The sequence below is a fragment of the Catenulispora sp. MAP12-49 genome (assembly GCF_041262705.1).
Classification (GTDB): Bacteria; Actinomycetota; Actinomycetes; order Streptomycetales; family Catenulisporaceae; genus Catenulispora.
Map to the genome: position 1 here is coordinate 13024 of NZ_JBGCCP010000004.1, position 20748 is coordinate 33771.

At 70.0% G+C, this 20748-nt stretch carries 13 protein-coding genes and 2 tRNA genes; 9 read left to right on the plus strand and 6 right to left on the minus strand.

What is annotated here, in order from left to right; all coding sequences use genetic code 11:
* Positions 1-39 precede the first annotated feature (39 nt).
* From ABIA35_RS10115 to ABIA35_RS10140, 6 genes are all read left to right on the plus strand, one after another.
* A complete protein-coding gene (locus ABIA35_RS10115; RefSeq protein ID WP_370334086.1) occupies positions 40-1860 on the plus strand; it encodes a carbohydrate-binding protein in 1821 nt (606 codons plus the stop codon).
* Positions 1857-4253 (plus strand): glycoside hydrolase N-terminal domain-containing protein, encoded by a 2397-nt coding sequence (locus tag ABIA35_RS10120; RefSeq protein WP_370357641.1) that lies wholly within the window; start codon positions 1857-1859, stop codon positions 4251-4253. The genes ABIA35_RS10115 and ABIA35_RS10120 overlap by 4 nt, the downstream gene beginning before the upstream one ends.
* Complete coding sequence (locus tag ABIA35_RS10125; protein ID WP_370357959.1) at positions 4250-5224, plus strand: acetylxylan esterase; 975 nt, start codon at positions 4250-4252, stop codon at positions 5222-5224. Before ABIA35_RS10120 ends, ABIA35_RS10125 begins: the two co-directional genes overlap by 4 nt.
* A 19-nt stretch (positions 5225-5243) precedes the next feature.
* Complete coding sequence (locus ABIA35_RS10130; RefSeq protein WP_370357642.1) at positions 5244-9329, plus strand: discoidin domain-containing protein; 4086 nt, start codon at positions 5244-5246, stop codon at positions 9327-9329.
* Between the two features lie 90 nt (positions 9330-9419).
* Positions 9420-9495, plus strand: a tRNA-Met gene (locus ABIA35_RS10135).
* Positions 9496-9499: 4 nt separating this feature from the next.
* A tRNA-Ala gene (locus ABIA35_RS10140) sits at positions 9500-9571 on the plus strand.
* Between the two features lie 50 nt (positions 9572-9621).
* Here the strand turns inward: ABIA35_RS10140 and ABIA35_RS10145 are convergent.
* The 5 genes from ABIA35_RS10145 to ABIA35_RS10165 form a co-directional block, all read right to left on the minus strand.
* Entirely contained in the window at positions 9622-10584 is a 963-nt protein-coding gene (locus ABIA35_RS10145; RefSeq protein WP_370334089.1) for a twin-arginine translocation signal domain-containing protein, read from the minus strand.
* Positions 10585-10618: 34 nt separating this feature from the next.
* Positions 10619-11245: a hypothetical protein gene (locus tag ABIA35_RS10150; RefSeq protein WP_370357643.1), complete on the minus strand. Its 627-nt coding sequence runs from the start codon at positions 11243-11245 to the stop codon at positions 10619-10621.
* A gap of 269 nt (positions 11246-11514) precedes the next feature.
* On the minus strand, positions 11515-13434 hold the full coding sequence (locus ABIA35_RS10155) for a glycosyltransferase (protein ID WP_370357644.1): 1920 nt from the start codon (positions 13432-13434) through the stop codon (positions 11515-11517).
* A complete protein-coding gene (locus ABIA35_RS10160; RefSeq protein WP_370357645.1) occupies positions 13431-14849 on the minus strand; it encodes an HlyD family efflux transporter periplasmic adaptor subunit in 1419 nt (472 codons plus the stop codon). Before ABIA35_RS10160 ends, ABIA35_RS10155 begins: the two co-directional genes overlap by 4 nt.
* Before the next feature lie 48 nt (positions 14850-14897).
* The gene (locus tag ABIA35_RS10165) at positions 14898-16103 is read right to left on the minus strand and encodes an NAD-dependent epimerase/dehydratase family protein (protein WP_370334094.1); all 1206 of its coding nucleotides are present in this window, start codon (positions 16101-16103) and stop codon (positions 14898-14900) included.
* A gap of 430 nt (positions 16104-16533) precedes the next feature.
* Between ABIA35_RS10165 and cysD the strand changes: the two genes are divergently transcribed.
* Both cysD and ABIA35_RS10175 read left to right on the plus strand, forming a co-directional pair.
* Positions 16534-17490 (plus strand): sulfate adenylyltransferase subunit CysD, encoded by a 957-nt coding sequence (gene cysD / locus ABIA35_RS10170; RefSeq protein WP_370335161.1) that lies wholly within the window; start codon positions 16534-16536, stop codon positions 17488-17490.
* Positions 17490-18800, plus strand: coding sequence for a sulfate adenylyltransferase subunit 1 (locus ABIA35_RS10175; protein WP_370357646.1), 1311 nt, complete (start codon positions 17490-17492; stop codon positions 18798-18800). The genes cysD and ABIA35_RS10175 overlap by 1 nt, the downstream gene beginning before the upstream one ends.
* On the opposite strand, the gene ABIA35_RS10180 is transcribed toward ABIA35_RS10175, so the two are convergent.
* Complete coding sequence (locus ABIA35_RS10180) at positions 18788-19333, minus strand: phosphotransferase (RefSeq protein ID WP_370357647.1); 546 nt, start codon at positions 19331-19333, stop codon at positions 18788-18790. The genes ABIA35_RS10175 and ABIA35_RS10180 overlap by 13 nt on opposite strands.
* A 103-nt stretch (positions 19334-19436) precedes the next feature.
* Here ABIA35_RS10180 and ABIA35_RS10185 point away from each other — a divergent pair, with 103 nt between their 5' ends.
* Positions 19437-20606, plus strand: a complete 1170-nt coding sequence (locus ABIA35_RS10185; protein ID WP_370357961.1) for an acetoin utilization protein AcuC — start codon at positions 19437-19439, stop codon at positions 20604-20606.
* Positions 20607-20748: the final 142 nt, after the last annotated feature.

The following is a 20748-nucleotide window of genomic DNA, read 5'->3' on the forward strand; positions in this document are numbered from 1 at the left end:
TTCTCGTCGTTCGCGGGGGTCACCGAAGGGGAAATCAGCATGCGTACACGTATCGAACGGCCGCGCCGCGCGGCCGTGCTCGCGGCCCTGCTCGGCACGCTGCCGGCGCTCGGCCTGATCCAGCTCCCGGCCGCGGCGGGCGCGTCCGGGAACGCCGGCGGTTCGGGTCGGGATGCAAACGGCGGCACCGTCGCCGCCAAGCCCTACATGGGCTGGAGCAGCTGGAGCCTGGAGTCCACCACCGCCCCCGGCGTCAACGCCGCCGGCCAGGGCGGCTCGCTCACCGAAGCCGAGGTGCTCGCGAACGCCGACGTCATGGCCGCCAAGCTGAAGTCGCACGGCTACACCTACGTCAACATCGACGCCGGCTGGTGGATGGACGACCAGTGGAAGACGGAGTACGACGGCAACGGCATCCCCAAGGCCGACCCGACGCGCTTCCCCGACGGCATCAAGGCCGTCGCCGACCACGTCCACAAGGAGGGCCTCAAGCTCGGCCTGTACCTGCCGGTCGGGCTGGAGATCGCCGACTACCAGGCCGGCAACTTCCCGATCGCCGGCGCGCCGCAGTGCCACACCCATGACATCGTCTATCCCGACCTGCGCACCACCAACGGCTGGGACAGCGCCTACAAAATCGACTTCTCCAACCCCTGCGCGCAGAAGTTCATCGACTCCGAGGCCAACCGCATGGCCTCCTGGGGCATGGACTTCCTGAAGCTGGACGGCGTCGGGCCGGGGTCGGTGAAGAGCGGCAACAACTACGACAACACCACCGACGTCGCCGCCTGGTCCCAGGCCCTGAAGAAGACCGGGCGGAACATCCAGTTCGTCCTGTCCTGGTCGCTGGACCACGCGCACGTGGCGACCTGGCAGCAGTACTCCAACGGCTGGCGGATCGACACCGACGTCGAGTGCTACTGCAACTCGCTGGTGACCTGGCAGAACTCTGTGGTGGGACGCTGGACCGACGTCATCCCGTGGATCGCCGACGCCGGCCCCGGCGGCTGGAACAACCTGGACTCCCTGGACGTCGGCGTCGGCTCGATGGACGGCCTCACCGACGACGAGCGCCAGAGCTACATGACGCTGTGGGCGATCGAGGCCGCGCCGCTGTACACCGGCGACGACCTGACCAAGCTCGACTCCTACGGCCTGTCGCTGCTGAGCAACGACGAGGTGATCGCGGTCGACCAGGCCGGGCACCCGGCGCGGCCGCTGACGCAGGACACCGACCAGCAGGTCTGGTACAGCCGCAACCCCGACGGCTCGCTCACCGTGGCGCTGTTCAACCTCGGCACCGCGCCGGCCACCGTCACCGCTCCCTTCTCTTCGCTGGGCATCGCCGCCGGCAGCTCGGCGACGGTGCGGGACCTGTGGTCGCACCAGAGCCTGGGCACCATGTCCGGCCAGTTCTCCGCGACCCTGCCGGCGCACGGCTCGCGGCTGCTGACGGTCGTACCGAGCGGCGGAAGCCTGGTGTCGTATGAGGCCGAGTCGCCGACCAACGTCCTGTCCGGCGGCGCCGCCGTCAGCGGGTGCAGCGGCTGCTCCGGCTCGCAGAAGGTCGGCAGCCTCGGACACGAGGGCGCCCTGACGTTCACCGGCGTGCAGGCCGCGAAGGCCGGCACGCGCACCGTCACCGTGGTCTACGACGACGGCGACACCAACGGCCGCCCGCTCACCTACAGCGTGAACGGCGGAGCGCAGACCACGATCCAGGCCCCCGGCACCGGCGGCTGGAACACGGTCGGCACCCTGACGATCTCGGTGCCGCTGCGCGCCGGATCCAACACCATCACCTTCACCGGCCCCGACTCGAACACCTACTCGCCCGACATCGACCGGATCATGCTGTGACCTCTCACGATCTGGTGCTGGCGTGGCCTCGACCGGCGGACAGCTGGTTCGAGGCCGCGCCGGCCGGGAACGGCCGGCTGGCCGCCATGGTCTGTGGCACCACAGTCATTGGCGGCCGGCGGCTGGGCCACTGGCAGATCAACGACTCCACGGTCTGGTCCGGCACCCCTTCGACTCCGGCCGAGGGGCTCACCGACGTTATGGCCGCCGGTGCGGGTCCGGACCGGCTGGAAGAAGTGCGTGCGGCGATCCGGGCGCAGGACTACCGGCGTGCCGAGCAGTCGCTGATGTCCTTCGAGGGCCGGTACAGCCAGGAGTACCTGCCGTTCGTCGACCTGTGGATGTCGCTCGACGGCGAGGGCGACTACCTCGGCCGGACGCTCAACCTCGACAACGGCGTCGTCGCCGAGGAGATGGTTCTCGACGGAGGTCGGCGCGCTGTTCGCCGGACGTGGGCGAGCCGGCCGGCCGGTGCGCTGTGCGTCGTGCTGGAAGTCGCCGAGGGCACCGCCGACATCGACCTCGAACTCACGTCCGAGCTGCGGGTCGTGCAGCGCACCGGTTTGAGCATCGCCGTCGAGATCCCCGTGGACGGCGCCCCGACCCACGAGCCGACCGCCGAGCCGCACCGATATTCCGACGGCCCCGTCGACGGCTACGACCCGTACGCCGTGGCCGCGATGGCGCTCGACACCGACGGCACCGTGCACGTCGCCGACGGCGTCGCGCGCGTGACCGGACTGTCGCGCCTGCTGCTCGTGCTGACCAGCTCGACCGGCGGCGCCGACTTCTGGTCGGGGAACGGCCCGGTGTCCCGCGAAGGACACCGCGACCGCGCCGCGCGCAACGCCCAGGCGGCACTGCGGCTCGGAACCGATCAGCTGCTGCACGACCACGAGAACGACCTGCGTGCCCTGCTCGGCGGCATGGAACTGACGATCGGCGGGCGCCGCGCCGGGACGTTCGACGTGGCCGAGGAGGTGTTGTCCGGCAAGGACGAACACTTGACGGCGACCGTGATCGTCCAGCTCGGGCGCTATCTGCTGGCCTCGGCGTCCCGGCCCGGCGGCGGACCCCCGCCGACGTTGCAGGGCATCTGGAACCGGGAGATCAGCCCGCCGTGGTCGTCGAACTACACCCTGAACATCAATACCCAGATGAACTACTGGGGCGCCGAGACGGCCGGGCTCGGCGCGTGCCACGACCCGCTGTTCCGGCTGATCGAGCGGCTCTCGGAGACCGGGGCGCCGGTCGCCCGGCAGCTCTATGACGCGCGTGGCTGGCTGGCCCATCACAACACTGACATGTGGGGCTGGGCGCTGCCGGTCGGGATGGGGCACGGGAGCCCGTCCTGGGCGATCTGGATGATGGGCGGCGTCTGGCTGACCCAGCATCTGTGGGAGCACTACGAATTCAATCAGGACCTTGACTTCTTGCGCCAGCGTGCCTGGCCGCTGATGCGCGGCTGTGCCGAGTTCTGCCTGGACTGGCTGGTGGAGGGCCCGGACGGGCTGCTCGACACGATCCCGTCCACCTCGCCGGAGAACCTGTTCATCTCGGCCGAGGGCACGATCGAGTCCCTGTCGGTCTCGACGGCGATGGACATGGCCTTGATCAGGGCCCTGTTCATCCGCTGCCTGGCAGCCGCCGAACTCCTCGCGGTCGAGGATCCGGTGTGCGCCGAGATCAGTACCGCGTTGTCCCGGCTGCGGGCGCCGGGCCTGACCGCCGACGGCCGGTTGCTGGAGTGGGGCCAGGACCACGTCGAGCAGGATCCGCAGCACCGGCACATGTCCCAGATGATCGCCGTCTACCCGCTCGACCAGATCGATCCGGACCGGACACCGGTGCTGGCCGGTGCGGCGCTGGCCACGCTGGAGGGCCGCGGACCCGGGGCGATGGGCTGGTCCTGGTCCTGGAAGATCGCGCTGCGAGCTCGGCTCCGTGACGCCGCCACGGCCCGCGAGCTGCTGCTGGAGGCCACGCGGCCGTTTCCCGGCGATCCGGACCAGCCCGGTCCGGTCACCGGCACGGAGTGGGGAGGGCTGCTGCCCAACCTGTTCAGCACCCACCCGCCCTTCCAGATGGACGGGAACTACGGCCTGATGGCCGCGGTGGTGGAGATGCTGGTGCAGAGCCAGGGCGGCGTTATCAGGGTCCTGCCGGCACTGCCGGAGCAGTGGCCCGACGGCGCGTGTCGCGGCATCCGCTGCCGAGGCGGCCTGGCTGTGGACCTGGCCTGGAGTGATGGCCGGCTCGCCGCGTTGACCGTGCGCCGGTTGCACGGCGATGACGGCCCGGTTCAGCTGGAGTACCAAGGCAGGCGAAGCCAGATCCAGATGCCCCGCGGTTCCTCGGTGGACCTCGGCGCGGATCTGGAGGTCTTGTGCTGACCGATCTGGACACGCCGGGACTGTGGGAGTATCGCAGTGCTCATCAGGAGCCTGATGACTTCGACGATTTCTGGCAGGCCACCCTCTCCGAAGCGGCCGACATCCCTGTGGACGTGAAGCTGGTACCGGTCGAAACGGGACTGCTGACGGTCGACGTCTTCGACGTCACCTTCGCCGGATTCGGAGGCGATCCGATCCGGGCGTGGCTGCGGCTGCCGCGTGCGGTTTCCGGTCCGCTGCCGGCGGTAGTGCAGTTCCACGGCTATGGAAGCGGACGCGGCCACGCGTTGGACGATCTGCTCTGGGCCAGCGCCGGTTACGCGCATCTGCTGGTGGACGTACGCGGCCAGGGCGGCGGGTACGCGGGCGGCGACACCGGGGATCCATCCGGTTCCGGGCCGTCCGCGCCGGGGTTCCTCACCCGGGGGATCGAGAGCCCGCAGACGTACTTCTATCGGCGCGTCTTCGTCGATGCGGTACGGGCAGTGGAGGTGTTGCGCCAGCATGAAGCGGTCGATGCCCGGCGCGTCAACGTCTTCGGTGCGAGCCAGGGCGGCGGAATCGCGTTGGCTGTCGCCGGTCTCGCGACTGATCTGGCCGGGGTATTCGTACAGGCGCCCTTCCTCTGCGACATCCGCCGCGCGACGCTGATCACTGATACCGATCCCTACCACGAGATCAGCCGCTACCTGGCCGCACACCGCACGTCGGTCGATCTGGTGTTCGGCACCCTCGGGTACTTCGACGCCATCGGCTTCGCCCGCCGGGCCACCGCCCCGGCGTGGTTCTCCGCGGGTCTGATGGACGACGTCTGCCCGCCATCCACCGTCTTCGGCGCGTACCACGCCTACGCCGGCCCGAAGCAGATCAAGGTCTGGGACTACAACGGACACGACGCCGGCGGCTCGCAGGACCTGGCGACCGCGCTCGCGGCGTTCGGGACCGGCCTTCCCCGGCACGCAGAATCCTGAGATCGGACGGACGACTTCCATGGCACGACCGGCGAATCAGCCCTTCAACTCCTCGCGGCGCAGCGTCCTGGCAGCCGGATCGACGCTGCTGGCCGGCTTCGCCCTGGACCTCACGCTCCCCAGCGCCGGCTTCGCCGCCGAGCCCGCCGGCGCCGCAGGCCGGCCCTCGACGCCGGGGGAACTGGCCCTGTACCGGCCGGTCGAGGTCTCCTCGACGGACTACGCGGCCACGCCCGCCGAGTTCGCGGTCGACAAGGTGACGCTGGCCGGGGTCCGGGGCACCGGATGGCGCGCCGCCGACGGCGATCCGCAATGGATATCGGTGGACCTGCAGGCGGTGTGCCAGGTGACCTCCGTCCATCTGACGTTCGAAGCGGCGGCCGGGGATCCGGTGTTCGTCAAGCCGACCTCCGGCAACCCGTGGGACGGGACCACCGGGCAGGAGAACCTGTCGAGCTACGCGACGGCCTTCATCATCGAGACCTCCACGGACAAGACGTCGTGGACCAGCGTGTATCAGACCACGACGGGTACCGGCGGGGCGATGGTCATCGACCTCGCCACCCCGGCCTCGGCGCGGTGGGTGCGGTTGACCTCGACCCGGCGCTCGGACGCGAATCCGGTCGGGCTCAACGGTTTCGAGGTGTACGGCACCGCGCCGACCCCGCGGCCTTCCGCCACCGGCTGGACCGACTGGGGGACGCACGACCACCGGCCGCCCGCGCTCACCGTGGCCGGCGACGGTACCGTGCCGCTGGAATCGGGGTGGGTGCTGACGCTGGACGACTGGGCTCCGGCTTCCGGCGACGGGACCGCGTTGTCCCGTCCGAATGTGGACACCAGTGCGTGGCTGCCCGCACTGGTCCCCGGCACGGTCCTGGCCTCCCTCGTCGAGCAGGGACACCTGCCGGATCCTGTCGCAGGGTTCAACAACCTGCACATTCCCGAGGCGCTGTCCCGGCATTCCTGGTGGTACAAGCGCGACTTCGCATTGCCCCACTCCCTGCCCACCGGCTCGGGACGCCGCATCTGGCTGGAGTTCGACGGCGTCAACCACCACGCCGACGTGTTCCTCAACGGCGCGCAGGTCGGCAGCCTCACCTATCCGTTCGCTCGCGCCGCGATCGACGTGACCTCGCACCTGGTGTCCGGCGAGCAGTCGGTCGCGGTGAAGATCACGCCGATGCCGTTCCCCGGCAGCCCCGGTGACAAGGGCGCGGCCGGACAGTCGTGGGTGGACGCCGGCGCGCCGATGATGAATCAGAACTCGCCGACGTACCTGGCGGCCTCCGGCTGGGACTGGATGCCGGCCGTGCGCGACCGGGTCAGCGGCATCTGGAACCATGTGCGGCTGCGTTCCACCGGGGATGTGGTGATCGGCGATCCGCGCGTCGATACGGTGTTGCCGAAGCTGCCCGACACCTCCGCCGCCGCTGTGACCATCGTGGTGCCGGTACGAAACGCCTCATCGAGCGCCGTGAGTTCGACGGTGACAGCATCCTTTGATGCCGTGCGCGTCACTCAGACCGTAACCGTACCCGCTGGCCAGAGCCGTGATGTCGTCTTCGCTCCCGCGCAGTTCGCGCAGCTGAACCTGAGCAACCCCAAGCTGTGGTGGCCGAACGGCTATGGCGATGCCGACCTGCACGACTTGCATCTGGCCGTCACCGTCGGCGGCCGCAGCAGCGACCAGCGCACCACCCGCTTCGGCATCCGGCAGTACGACTACGAATACAAGACACCGCTGACGTTCGTCGCGACCGGCGACGCCTATACCCAGAGGGTGAGCCTCGGCGCGCGGCAGGCCCGGTACGTCCGGATCAACTGCCAGACGCGGGCCACCGGCTGGGGCTTCTCCATCTGGACGCTGGCCGTCACCGACAGCAGCGCACCCGGCACCGATCTGGCGCTGCACCAGCCGGTCACCGCCTCGTCGCAGGACCCTTCCAACCTCGCCGCCAGCGTTACCGACGGGAACTCCGGCACGCGCTGGTCCTCGGACTACGCGGACGACCAGTGGATCGAGGTCGACCTCGGCGCGTCGGTGTCCTTCGACCAGGTGGCCGTCACCTGGGAGCAGGCGTATGCGAGCACCTACTCCGTGCAGGTCTCGGCCGACGGCTCGACGTGGACCGACGCCGGCAGCGTGGACAACACGGTGATCCCGTTGCCGTTCAACGGGGGAGACGCGAGCCTGGACGTCGAGACGTTCGCCGCGGCCTCGGGGCGCTTCGTGCGGATCGGTTGCGGTGTGCGCCAGACCAGCTGGGGCAACTCGCTGTGGACCCTGTCGGTCATCGACAGCGCCGATTCCGGCACCGATCTGGCGCTGCACCAGCCGGTCACCGCCTCGTCGCAGGACCCTTCCAACCCCGCCGCCAACGCCACCGACGGCAACAGCGGCACCCGCTGGTCCTCCGACTACGCCGACGACCAGTGGATCCAGGTCGACCTGGGCGCGACGCACAGCTTCGACAAGGTCGCGATCCTGTGGGAGCAGGCCTACCCGAAGACGTACGTCATCCAGGTCTCCGACGACGGCTCGGCCTGGACGGACGTCAAGACGGTCGGCCTGGCCCCGGAGTCGCTCAAGATCAGCGTCAATGGTGTCAGGGTCCTGTGCCGCGGCGGGAACTGGGGCTGGGACGAGCTGCTGCGCCGGATGTCCGCCGAGCGCATGGACGCGGCGCTGCGCATGCACCGCGACATGAACTTCACGATGGTCCGCAACTGGGTCGCCGCCAGCAACCGCGAGGAGTTCTACGAGGCCTGCGACGCCTTCGGCCTGCTGGTCTGGAACGACTTCCCCAACGCCTGGGGCATGGACCCGCCGGACCACGACGCGTACAACACGCTCGCCGCGGACACCGTGCTGCGCTACCGCATCCACCCGAGCGTGGCCGTCTGGTGCGGCGCCAACGAGGGCAACCCGCCCCAGCCGATCGACGACGGCATGCGCGCCGCCGTGACCACCGGCGCCCCCGGCATCCTGTACCAGAGCAACTCCGCCGGCGGGAACATCACCGGCGGCGGCCCGTACTACTGGATCGAGCCCGCGAGCTACTTCGACCCGGCCACCTACGGCAGCCACAGCTTCGGCTTCCACACCGAGATCGGCATGCCGGTCGTCCCCACCGCGCCGAGCCTGCAGGCCATGGCCGGCGACCAGCCCGCCTGGCCCATCGGCGGCCCGTGGTACTACCACGACTGGAGCGAACACGGGAACCAGTCGCCCTCGATCTATCAGGGCGCCATCGAAGCCCGCCTACAGCCCTCGGACACCCTCGACGACTTCGCCCGCAAGGCCCAGTTCGTCAACTTCGAGAACGCCCGCGCCATGTTCGAGGCCTGGAACGCCAACCTGTGGGCGGACGCCAGCGGCCTGATGCTGTGGATGTCCCACCCGGCCTGGCACAGCACGGTGTGGCAGACGTACGACTACGACTTCGACGTGAACGGGATGTACTACGGCGCACGCACGGGCTGCGAGCCGATCCACGTGCAGGCCGACCCGGTGAACTGGCAGGTCATGGCGCTCAACCACACGCCGGGGACGCTGACCGGGGTGACGGTGTCGGCGCAGTTGTTCACCCTGTCGGGCAGCCAGATCGGCCCGGTGCAGACTGCCACGATCAACGTCGCCGCGGCAGGCAGTGCGAAGGCCTTCGCCCTGCCGTGGACCGACGCGTTGCCCGACCTGCACCTGCTGCGCCTGACGCTTCGAGACGCATCCGGCCGCCAGCTGTCGCAGAACACGTATTGGCGCTACCGTGCGCCATCGGCCATGCGGGCCCTGAACACGATGCCGTACACACGCCTCACGGCATCCCTGGGCCGCATGACCACCAGCCCCGACGGCCGCCACCACGCCACGGCGACGGTCGGCAACCACGGCTCGTCCGTCGCGGCAATGGTCAGACTGTCGCTGCTGAACCGCACCACCGGCGACCGGATCCTGCCGACGCTCTACGACGACAACTACATATGGCTGCTGCCCGGCGAGACCCGCACCCTCGGCGTCTCCTTCCCGGCTGGCGCGCTGGCGTCCGGGGTACCGGAACTGCATGCCGAGGGCTACAACACGGCAGCGGTCATCGCAGGCTGATACCGCGTCGGCGGCCGCCGCTCCGCTCGTTGGTGCGGCGGCCAGGAAAACCATTCGCAATTCAAGCCATCCACCGGCGACAATCATTCCGACGGGATGGGGAAGTTCGGTCGTTCTCGCGGGCCTCATAAGCCCGAGGTCGCCGGTTCGAATCCGGCTCCCGTCACTTCGGGCTTATGGTGTCAACGGCAGCACGGCCGCCTTGCACGCGGCTGGTCCGGGTTCGAATCCCGGTGGGTCCACAGAACGGCGGCGGCTCCCTGCGAGTGGTCGCTCTGAAGATTGCTTTTCCTCAGAACCCCAGCTTCTTCAGGCTGCAAATCATCGGCCGCACCTGACTTGTATAAGCATCCACATTCGCCCAGTACCCCGCCGCCACGCCGGAGACGCCGGTCGCCGCTGCCGTGAGTTGCGCGCACGTCGCGCCGTCGGAGGGGGGCTTGCTGCGGCCGAGGCCGGCGAGGAAGAGGGCGGCGGGGTTTGCTGCCTTGACTTGGTTGGCGACCCTTGTGGTGATTGAGGTGTAGGTGGGGGCGTCGAGTTCTAGTTGTTGGCCCTGATATTCGAAGATGTCGCCGGGGGCGAGGTACTGGGCCGCGGCGGCCAGGTTGTGGCGGATGAAGGCGTTGTAGTCCATGCCGTGGTCGTGGGCGGTGAGTGGGTACTGCGGGTTCCGGCCCGGGTAGGCGGGGTTGGGGGAGTTGTTGCACAGGTCGTTGCCGGGGGACAGGACCACTCGCAGGTTGTGGCTGTGGGCCGTGACGCAGAATTCCTGCGCGTAGCTGATCTGCGTGTGCCGGTTCAGCAGCCATGAGCCCTGTTCGATGTCCGGGGTGTCGGACCATGACTCCGCGTCGTACTGCACGGCCTGCACCCAGGTCGGCAGGCCGGCGGCGATCGCGTCCACGAGGCCGGTCGTCCCGTTCTGATAGCTCTCGAACCTCAGTACCGCGACGCCGCTGTAGCCGGCCGGGATCGGTGAGGCGATGGTGTTGTCGCCGGCGTACGTGGTGCTGAACCATGTGCGACCGGTGTTGAACGCGCTTTGGCAGACCGCCGGACTGCCGGAGAGCACGGGGTCGGCGAGGTTGTCGAACGCTTCGCGGGCCAGCAGCCAGGTCAGCTCAGGCGCCTGATGGGTGGCGGCGGACGCGGTGGACGTGCCGAGCACCGAGGCCGTGACGGCGATCCCGGCCGCCGCACCGCTGTCGCGGATGAACTGCCTGCGGGTCCTGGAAGTGCTGGAAACCGACATGAGAGTGCCTTTCGCTACGTTGAATCAAGTTGAATCAAGAAGAGAAGCCCGGCAGCCCGGCCAGCCGCCCGTCGGTCAAAGCCGCGACCGCGACATCCGGCCGGGGCGCGTTGCACTTCGGGCAGTCGCTGCCTTTGCCGGGGACGTTCATCCAGAACCCCGACACGTGTCCGGCCCCGGCGAGCATCGCGGCGACCAGCATGTCGGGCGTGATCGCCGAACCGTGCGGGTTGGTCGACAGTCCGGCGAGCACCGTCGCCGCCGGGTTGACCGCCCGGATCTGCGCGGAGACCTGCGCCACGAAGCTCCCGTAAGCTTTCGCGTCCCGCTCCAGGCTCTGCGCCTGGATGTCGACGACGTCGGCGAACCGTGCGGCCTCGGCCCCGATCCGCCGCCGCACGAACGCCGCCGCCGGGTCCGCGGCCTTCCCGCCGCCGGCGTTCACCAGGTCCATCGCGGGCGTCGCTATGAAGATCAGCCCGTGCGCGTGCGCGAGTTGAGCCGCACGCTGGTAGAACGCCGCCGGATCGCGCTGCTCGTCGTCCGGGGTCTTCGACCAGTGTTCCGCGTCGTAGATGACCGCGCGGATGTCCGGTCGCAGGGTGCCGCGACTCAGGGTGTCGTCGAGGTCTGTGAAGCTCTTGAACGACATGGTCGGCACGACCGGCACGACGGTCGCCGGGCGCTCATTACCAGTGAGTATCTCGAAAACCTGCGCCCCGGAAAGCCGAGCACGCGCATGGGGATCAGCGGTGAGCGCGTTCAGCGCCGCCTTGGTCAGGATCCAACTGGCGCGGTTGCCGGCCGTTGTTTGAGGTGTGTGCGATCTGGATCCGTGGTGTGTGCCGGCGGAACAACCGGCAGAAATCGCCATCACTAGCGCGCAGACCGCCGCCCGCACCAACCCTGCCCGCACCAACCCCGCCCGCCTCATCGCGCAGCCCCCTGCCACCGCACCCGCAGCCGCCACGGCAGCTTGACCGGCCGCATCCCGAACGACAGGAACGCCTCGATCATGAAGAACCTCTTGAGGAACGAGAACGGAATCCACAGCACCAGCCACGGCAACAGCCGCAGCCGCCGGTAGTACGCCATCACCACCAGCCGCGGCACGAACGAGCTCACCTGGCTGACCAGCAGCAGCACCAGGAATCGCAGAACGTTGTGACGCACCGCCGGCTCCAGCACCGACAGCTCCAGCGTCAGCAGCAACATGGCTGTCCCGAACGGCTTGAGCAGCCCCTTGCCGGCCCCCAGCGGCATCTTGAACCAGTTGCGCGGCCCCGGCGCACCGCACCCGAACGGCGTGTACGCGGCGAAGCTCATGATCCCGCCCTTGCACCACCGGAACCGCTGCACCCGCAGCTGGCGCACCGTGGTCGGGACGTCCTCGTAGGAGATCACCCGCGGATCGATGGCCGCCCGGTATCCCAGCCGCGCCATCGAGCAGGTGAAGAACACGTCCTCGCCGAGCGTGCCGTGCACGAATCCGCCGATCGCCAGCGCCGGCAGCCGCCGGAACGCGCAGAACGTGCCCGGTACGCACGGCACCGCGTCGACCTCGGCCAGCATCACCCGCGCGAAGCCGAAGCTGAAGATCATCTCCAGCGCCCGCATCCGGTCGATCCACGTGGTGTACGGCTCCTTCGGCAGCACGAACGCCCCGACCAGGCCGATGTCCGGGTGGGCCAGGAAGTGCGGCACCGAGTACACGAAGGCGTTCGCGTCCAGCGCGCAGTCGGCGTCGATCCGGTAGACGTAGTCGGCGGTGCATTCGGCGAGCGCCAGGTTCAGCGCCATCGACTTGCCGGCGTGCTTGCCCTGGATGACCTCCCCGCTCGCGTGTCCGAACTGCTCGATGACCGTTTCGGCCAGCGCGCGGGTGTCGTCGGTGGACCCGTCGTCGCACAGGATCACCCGGACCGGACCCCCGTACGCCGCGGCGGCGCGGTCGATGGAGCGCAGCGTCCGCTCGATGACCACCGCCTCGTTGTACGCCGGGATGATGACGTCCAGCGGCGGCCGCCGGGCATCGGGTTTCGGCGCCCCCGGCCCGGCGAACCGGACCAGGCCGAGCAGCACGTAGATGCTGTCCATGACCCCGGCCCGCAGCGCGCGCACGACCAGGAACGCGACGAGCAGATCGGCCCCGGCCTTCGCGATCAGCACCACCGCCAGACTCCCCATCAGGCACAACGAGGCGGCCAGGCACAGCAGCAGCACCAGCGTCTCCCGCCGCCGTCCCGGCTTCCTGGCCGGCACCTGGGTCACGCGCGGGAACTGGAAACTCGTGAAGGCGAACCGGTACACCACGAAGAACGCGACCGATTCCTGCAACACCAGGTCGATCAGCGGCAGCGGACCGACCGAGGTGTGCAGTGCGCGCGCGACCAGGGCCAGGACCGTGGTCGTCACGACCGACATCGCCAGGAACAACACGCCGTGCGCCGCGATCATCAGCCGCCGGCCGGGGGTGGCCGGCAGGACCAGCGCGGTGATCACCATGAATTCGAGCACTGTCGTGGGGACCAGCGGCAGCAGCTTGCCCGCGTAGTACGTGGCGAACGCGGGGTCGTGGACCACCGAGTCCAGCAGCCGGGCCACCAGGGCCCGGTACAGCTGGACGAACGGCGACGTGCGGAACGCCACGATCACCACGTTGGCGGCCATGACCAGCGTGAGGAAGACGACGACCCGGGGGAGCGAGGGACGTTGGAACGGCGGGAGCCTGACCACGGTTCCCGAGCCCCGGTCCGAGTCGTCGAAGTGCCGTCCGAGCGGTTGTAAGACCACGTACAGCAGGACGGCGATGTCCACGATCAGCAGTACGAGGCCTGACGTGTGCCTCATGAGGTGAGGCCGACGTTCACGGTCATGCCGCACAGGACGCCGGGCGGCGTGGCGGTCATGGAGATGACGACGTCGTAGTAGACACCGCTGGACACCCGCGCGGGATCCAGAAGGACCTTGTCGACGGTCCCTCGCACGGTTCCATTGACCGCCGCCACGGTCAGCGTCACCTGCTGCCCGGTGTGGATCTTGCCGATGTTCGCTTCGGGGACCTGCGCGGTCACCGTGAACGGTTCGGAGTACAAGGTGATGAGCGGTTGGTAGCCGGCCTGCTGGTTGGCTCCGGAACCGCTGCCGGCGCCGGCCGCGGGCTGCCCGGCGAACAGCTGGAAGCCTTGTTGCTGGCCGCCTCCCGCTGCTCCGGACTGCCCCGGAGGGCCCTGATACAGCCGGATTCCGTCGGAGCGCACCTGGTCGCCGACCGCGCCCGCGGTGTCGGCGACGGTGCCGTCCGCGGGGGCGGTGATCGAGGCGTCCTTCAGGGCCTGTTCGTCTTTGGCGACCTGGGCCTGGGAGGCGGCGAGCTGCGACTTGGCCTGCGCCACGGTCACGGCGGCCGGGGCGACCGCCGCGCTCGACTGGCTCAGGACTGTCTGTTGCAGGGATTGGGCCTGGGTGAGTTGGTCGGCGTCCCGCTGTTGTTCGCCCTCGACGGCGAACTGGATCGAGGCCAGTTGGCTCTGGGCGTCCGACAGCGACGAGCTGTCCCTGACCACTTGGGCTTGCAGCGATTGGCAGAGTGCTGCGTCGGAGGTCGGTGGGGCGGATGTCGCTTTGGTGGTCGTCGGACTGGACGGTGTCGGTGTGGAGGCCCCCGGCGGCGCGCACGCCGCCGTCAGCCTTGCGTTGTCGCTGTCCAGGATCTTCTGGCGCCCGGCGACGACGGAGGCCTGAAGGTCCGTGCTGCTCTTGGCCTTGCTCTGAGCCAGGGTCAGGGCGCTCTGGGCGCTGCTGACCGCCGACTGGGCCTTGGCCGCGGCGAGCTTGGCCTGGTTCTGCTGCGCCGTGCTGGTCTGCGGGTTCTGCGCGGCGGCCAGCTCGGTGGTGTCGGCCTGTACCAGGGCCTGCGCGGCCTGCAGGTCCGAGGCGGCCACAGTGGTGTCCTCGGTGGCCAGTACCTGCCCGGCCTTGACCTGCTGGCCCGGCCGCACGTTCAGCGCGGTGAGCGTGCCGTCGCCGCCGAAGTTGAGGTAGTAGGCGTGCGCCGGCGTCACCTGGCCGGTGACGGCCGGCGCCGGGTCGGCCATCGCACGGTAGGTGGTCACCACGGCGGCGGCGCCGACCGCGACGGCGGCGGCCGCCACCAGCAGCTGCCGGGGCCGCAGCGGCGCCCGGGCCGGCCGCATCTCGCCGACCCCGGCCTCGCCGCTGCTCAAGGCCGCGTTCATGCCGCGGACCCGGTCCTTGGTTGCCATCGTCCTCTCCTTGTCCGATCGCGTCGGGGAATCAGGGCGTCGGGCCGCTCAGCGGTCGAGGGCCTGCGGCATCAGGTCGTCGGAGGTGGCCATCCCGGCCCGCCACACCGAGCGCGCGATGATCTTCGACGGGTCGGCGCGGTGCCGGTGGCGCACGGCGATGTCGGTGCACTCCTCCAGCAGTCCCTCGGACAAGGTGGTCGGTCGCAGGCCCAGGGCCAGGAACTGGTCATTGCGCACGGCCAGGTCGTTCTGGTCGGCCTCCTGCCGCGGGTTGGGCAGGTTCGCGATCTCCGCACCGGTCAGCTCGCTGACGAGCTTGGCCAGGTCGGCCACCTTGTAGATCTCGGTGACCTGGTTGAACACCCGGGGCCGGGGCCCGTCCGGCGGGTTCTCCAGGGCCAGCTCGATGCAGCGCACGGTGTCCCGGATGTGGATGAAGGCGCGGGTCTGGCCGCCACTGCCGTGGACGGTCAGCGGGTGGCCGATCGCGGCCTGCATCAGGAACCTGTTGAGGACCGTGCCGTAGTCGCCGTCGTAGTCGAACCGGTTGACCAGACGCTCGTCCAGGACGGTCTGCGGGGTCTGGGTCCCCCACACGATGCCCTGGTGCAGATCGGTGATGCGGAGCCGGTCGTTCTTGGCGTAGAACCCGAACATCAGCTGGTCCAGGGTCTTGGTCAGGTGGTAGACCGACCCGGGGTTGGCCGGGTGCAGGATCTCCCGGGCGACCTCGCCGTCGGGCGTCGGCACCTTCACCGTCAGGTAGCCCTCGGGGATCGGGGCCGACCCGGACCAGCCGTAGCCGTAGACGCCCATCGTCCCCAGGTGCACCACCGCGGCGTCGACGCCGGTGGTGACGAGCGCTGAGAGCAGATTGTGCGTGGCGCGCACGTTGTTGTCGACCGTGTAGCGCTTGGCCTGGGCCGACCGCATCGAGTACGGAGCCGCGCGCTGCTCGGCGAAGTGCACGATCGCGTCCGGCCGGAGCGCGGCGAGCACGGCGGCGAGCCGTTCGTATTCGGTGGCCAGGTCCAGGCGGACGAAGCCGATGGTGCGGCCGGAGACCGACTCCCAGGCGCGGATCCGCTCGCCGAGCGGGCGGATCGGCGTGAGCGAGTCGACCTCGAGTTCCAGGTCGATGACCCGCCGGCTGAGGTTGTCGACGATCGTGACGTCGTGGCCCCGGTCGGACAGGTGCAGGGCGGTCGGCCAGCCGCAGAAGCCGTCGCCGCCGAGAACGAGGATGTGCATGGTGGTGATCCACTCCGTGAGATGGTGAACGGGGAGTGGACTGTTAGGAAACCTGCCTTACTAGAAGCTCAGGGGAACCGTAGGGCGGCATCGAGGACGTGTCAAGGGGCTGCGAAGCCGATCTTCGGTCACCGTCCGCAGTGGATGCTTGACGGTTCTGTCACGGACGAGTATTACTGTCCCTGGGCTTGTTAGGAAACTTGATTAACTAAATGCGACGCGGCGTCGCGCCACCTCTCGCCCGCACCTCCCACCTGCCACCGCTCGCCGGTGGCGCGCCGCCGCCTCGCCCACGCCGTCAGCACCGGCACTGACCGCGTCACCTGTTCCTCCCACCGCGCCCGCACGTCATCACCGCATCGCCGGCCATCGGGCGCACCCCTGAGGAGTCCTGGGATCCATGCCCATGCCCATTCCCGTGCCCACACCCATGTCATCGCCTTCGCGCGGCGCCCCATCACCCGGCACCCCGTCACCCGGAACCCCGGCCGCGACCGCTCTGGACGCCCTGGACGTCCTGGAATCCGAGGCCGTCCATATCTTCCGGGAGACGGCCGGCGAGTTCGACCGGCCGGTGATCCTCTTCTCCGGCGGCAAGGACTCCACGGTGCTGGTGCACCTCGCGGTCAAGGCGTTCTGGCCGGCCCCGGTCCCGTTCCCGCTGCTGCACGTCGACACCGGCCACAACTTCCAGGAGGTCATCGCCTTCCGGGACCGGCTCGCGGCCCGCCAGGGCCTGCGTCTGGAGGTGGCCCGGGTCCAGGACTGGATCGACGACGGCCGGCTGGCCGAACGCGCCGACGGCCTGCGCAACCCCCTGCAGACCGCCCCGCTGCTGCACGCCATCAGCTCCCTGCGATTCGACGCGGCCTTCGGCGGCGGCCGCCGCGACGAGGAACGCGCCCGGGCCAAGGAGCGCATCTTCAGTCTGCGCAACGGCTTCGGGCACTGGGAGCCACGCCGGCAACGGCCCGAGCTGTGGAACATCTACAACGGCCGGCACCGGGTCGGCGAGCACGTCCGGGTGTTCCCGCTGTCCAACTGGACCGAGCGCGACGTCTGGCGCTACATCGAGCGCGAGGACATCGAGCTGCCCTCGATCTACTTCGCGCACCGGCGCGCCGTGTTCCGCCGATCCGGCATGTGGCTCACCGCCGGCCCCTGGGGCGGGGCCCGCGAGGGCGAGCAAGTCCGTGAGCTGACGGTGCGCTACCGGACGGTCGGCGACGGCTCGTGCACCGGCGCGGTGGAGTCCCGGGCCGCCACGGTCGGCGAGGTGATCGCCGAGGTGAGCGCCAGCCGGCTCACCGAGCGGGGCGCGAGCAGGGCGGACGACCTGGTGTCGGAGGCCGCGATGGAGGACCGGAAAAGGATGGGGTACTTCTGATGGCACATCAGGATCAGTTGCGGCTGGCCACCGCCGGCAGCGTCGACGACGGCAAGTCGACCCTGGTCGGCCGCCTGCTGTACGACACCAAGTCGGTGCTCGCCGACCAGCTCGACGCGGTCCGCCGGGCCAGCCTGGACCGCGGCCTGGCCGCCCCCGACCTGGCCCTGCTGGTCGACGGCCTGCGCTCGGAGCGCGAGCAGGGCATCACGATCGACGTCGCCTACCGCTACTTCGCCACCGCGCACCGCTCGTTCGTCCTGGCCGACACCCCCGGCCACGTGCAGTACACGCGCAACACCGTGACCGGCGCGTCCACCGCGCAACTGGCGGTGGTCCTGGTGGACGCGCGCAAGGGGGTGGTGGCGCAGACCCGCCGGCACGCCGCCGTTCTGGCTCTGATGGGCGTCCCGAAACTGGTCCTGGCCGTCAACAAGATCGACCTGGTCGACCACGACGAGTCCGTGTTCGCCCCGATCGCCAAGGAGTTCGGGACGCACGCGAACGCGTTGGGCTACGCGGAGTCCGACGTCCTGGCCATCCCGGTATCGGCCCTGGTCGGAGACAACGTGGTCGAACCCTCTCCGCGCACGCCGTGGTACGCCGGGCCGACCCTGCTGCGTCATCTGGAGACCGTGCCGGTGGAGCCGGAGGCGCAGGACGCGCCGCTGCGTTTCCCGGTGCAGTACGTCATCAGGCCACGAACATCGGAGCACCCGGAGTACCGGGGCTACGCCGGCCAGATCGCGGGCGGTACCGCGACCGTGGGGCAGGAGGTCGTGGTCCTCCCGGCCGGACATCGCAGCACCTTGATCGGCATCGACACCATGGACGGTCCGCTGTCCGAGGCCGGCGTCGGCCGCTCGGTGACCCTGCTGCTCGCCGACGATCTCGACGTGTGCCGGGGCGACGTGATCGTCGCCCCGACGGCGCCGCCGAGGGTCACCGACGAGGTGGAGGCGACGGTGTGCTGGCTGTCGGAGGCACCATCGCAGGTCGGGGCATCGGTCTTGCTCAAGCACGGGACCCGTACGGTGTCGGCGATCATCGCCGCACTGGAGTCCCGGTTCGACGAACAGAACCTGTCGACGATCGACGCCCCGGAATCCCTGCGCCTGAACCACATCGGGCGTATCAGGCTCCGCACGTCCCAACCGCTGCCGATCGACGACTACATAACCAGCCGCCGAACCGGCTCTTTCCTCCTGATCGACCCGATGGACGGCGCCACCCTGGCCGCAGGCCTGGTCGGGGCGCCGTTGGCGGTGCTGGAGAAGGGGCGTCGCCAAGGCGCTGATCACATGGCCTGATCACCCCGCGTACCCACAGAACGCCGGAACCTTGTTGCCGCCACGAACGCGTCGACACACTCCTCGATGTCCCCGGCCGAATGCGCCGGCGCGGCCATGTCGAAGTCGATGAGGCCGTACGCCTCGCCGTCGCGGAAGACGACGTTCTCGACGCAGGCATCGCTGTGGCACAGCATCGTGCCGCCGCGCGGATCGGCCAGGTCCGTGGTCCATGCGACGCCCGGCTCCACCGCGATCCCCGCCGAGGCCTGATGGAACCGCCGAAGGAGCGCGCCGACCGAGGCCAGCGCCGCCTCGCTCATCGACCAGGCGGGATACGGCATCACCGCGACGTCGCCGGTCAGGAACGTGAGCTGCTCGCGTCCCCCGCCCAAGCCGACGGGACGCGGAGCGCCGGCGAAACCGTACTCCGGCAACGCCTCCAGGAAGCGATGGATGGCCGCCGCGTGCGCCTGCGCCAGCCGGTCGGCGACCTCGCCGCGTCGGACGACGGCGCCCGCGTTCGTGACTCCGCCGCTGAGCACTTCGTCCACGGGCATCAGCCTAGCGAGTCCGGCCGTCGCCGGACCGGGACCTTCGGCCCTACGAACCACGGCGCGGCTGCGGTGGACTGGTCTGGTGACCGGCTCGCTGAGTGTGCCGTGGGACGACCGTCTGCTGGAGTACGACTTCGGCCACGACCATCCGCTCGCGCCGGTGCGTGTGGCGCTCGCCATGGCGCTGGCCCGGTCGTTCGGGGTGTTCGAGGGCTCCGGGGTGGCTGTGGTCGGGGTGCCGCCGCTGCCCGATGACGGTCTGCTGGAGCTGGTTCATTCCCGCGAGTACATCGCCGCTGTGAAGCACTCCGCGCAGGTGACGGCTGCCGAGCGGGTGCGCTTCGGTTTCGGGACCGACGACAATCCCTACTTTCCGGGCATGCACGAGGCCTCCGCGCGGATCGTCGGTGCCTCCGTCGCTGCCGCGCGCCAGGTGTGGGGCGGTGTGAGCGAGCACGCGGTGAACATCGCCGGGGGACTGCATCACGCGATGCGCTCGCACGCCTCGGGGTTCTGTGTGTACAACGATCCGGCGATCGCGGTGGCCTGGCTGCTCGCCGAGGGGGCGCGGCGGGTGGCCTACGTCGATGTCGACGTGCACCACGGGGACGGGGTCCAGGCGGCGTTCTGGGACGAGCCCAGGGTCCTGACGATCAGTCTGCACGAGCATCCCGCGAGTCTGTTCCCGGGCACCGGACTGCCGGGGGAGTCCGGCGGGCCGGACGCGCAGGGCGGGGCGGTGAACGTCGCGCTGCCGGCGGGCACCGGGGACGAGAAGTGGCTGCGGGCCTTCGACGCGGTCGTCCCGCCGCTGGTCCGGGCCTTCGAACCGGAGGTCCTGGTCACCCAGCACGGCTGCGACACCCACGCCCTGGACCCGCTGGCCCACTTGCTGCTCACGGTCGACGGGCAGCTTGCGGCGGCCGAACGGCTGCACCGCCTGGCGCACGAGTGCGCCGACGGGCGCTGGGTCGCCTTCGGCGGGGGCGGCTACGAGGTGGTGGACGTCGTGCCACGGGCCTGGACGCACCTGCTGGCCGAGGCCGCCGGCCACCCGATCGCCCCGAGCTCGGCGATCCCCGCCGAGTGGCTGGCCCTGGCCCGCGAGCTGACCGGGCGCCCGGCCGGCGTCGCGAGCATGACCGACGGGCGCGATCCGCTCCCGCGAGCGTGGACCAGCGGGTACGACCCGGCCGACGCTGTGGATCGGGCGGTCATGCTCACCCGGCGCGAGGCGTTTCCCTGGCACGGCTTGTTCCCGGAGCCTTGAGGCGGCTGGCGGCTGGCGGCTGGCGGCTGGCGGCTGGCGGCTGGCGGCTGGCGGCTGGCAGCAGGCAGCGGGCAGCGGGCAGCTGGCACCAGGCCCGACAGCAGGCGGCGGGCACCAAGCCGCCGGCGCCTCACCGACCGCC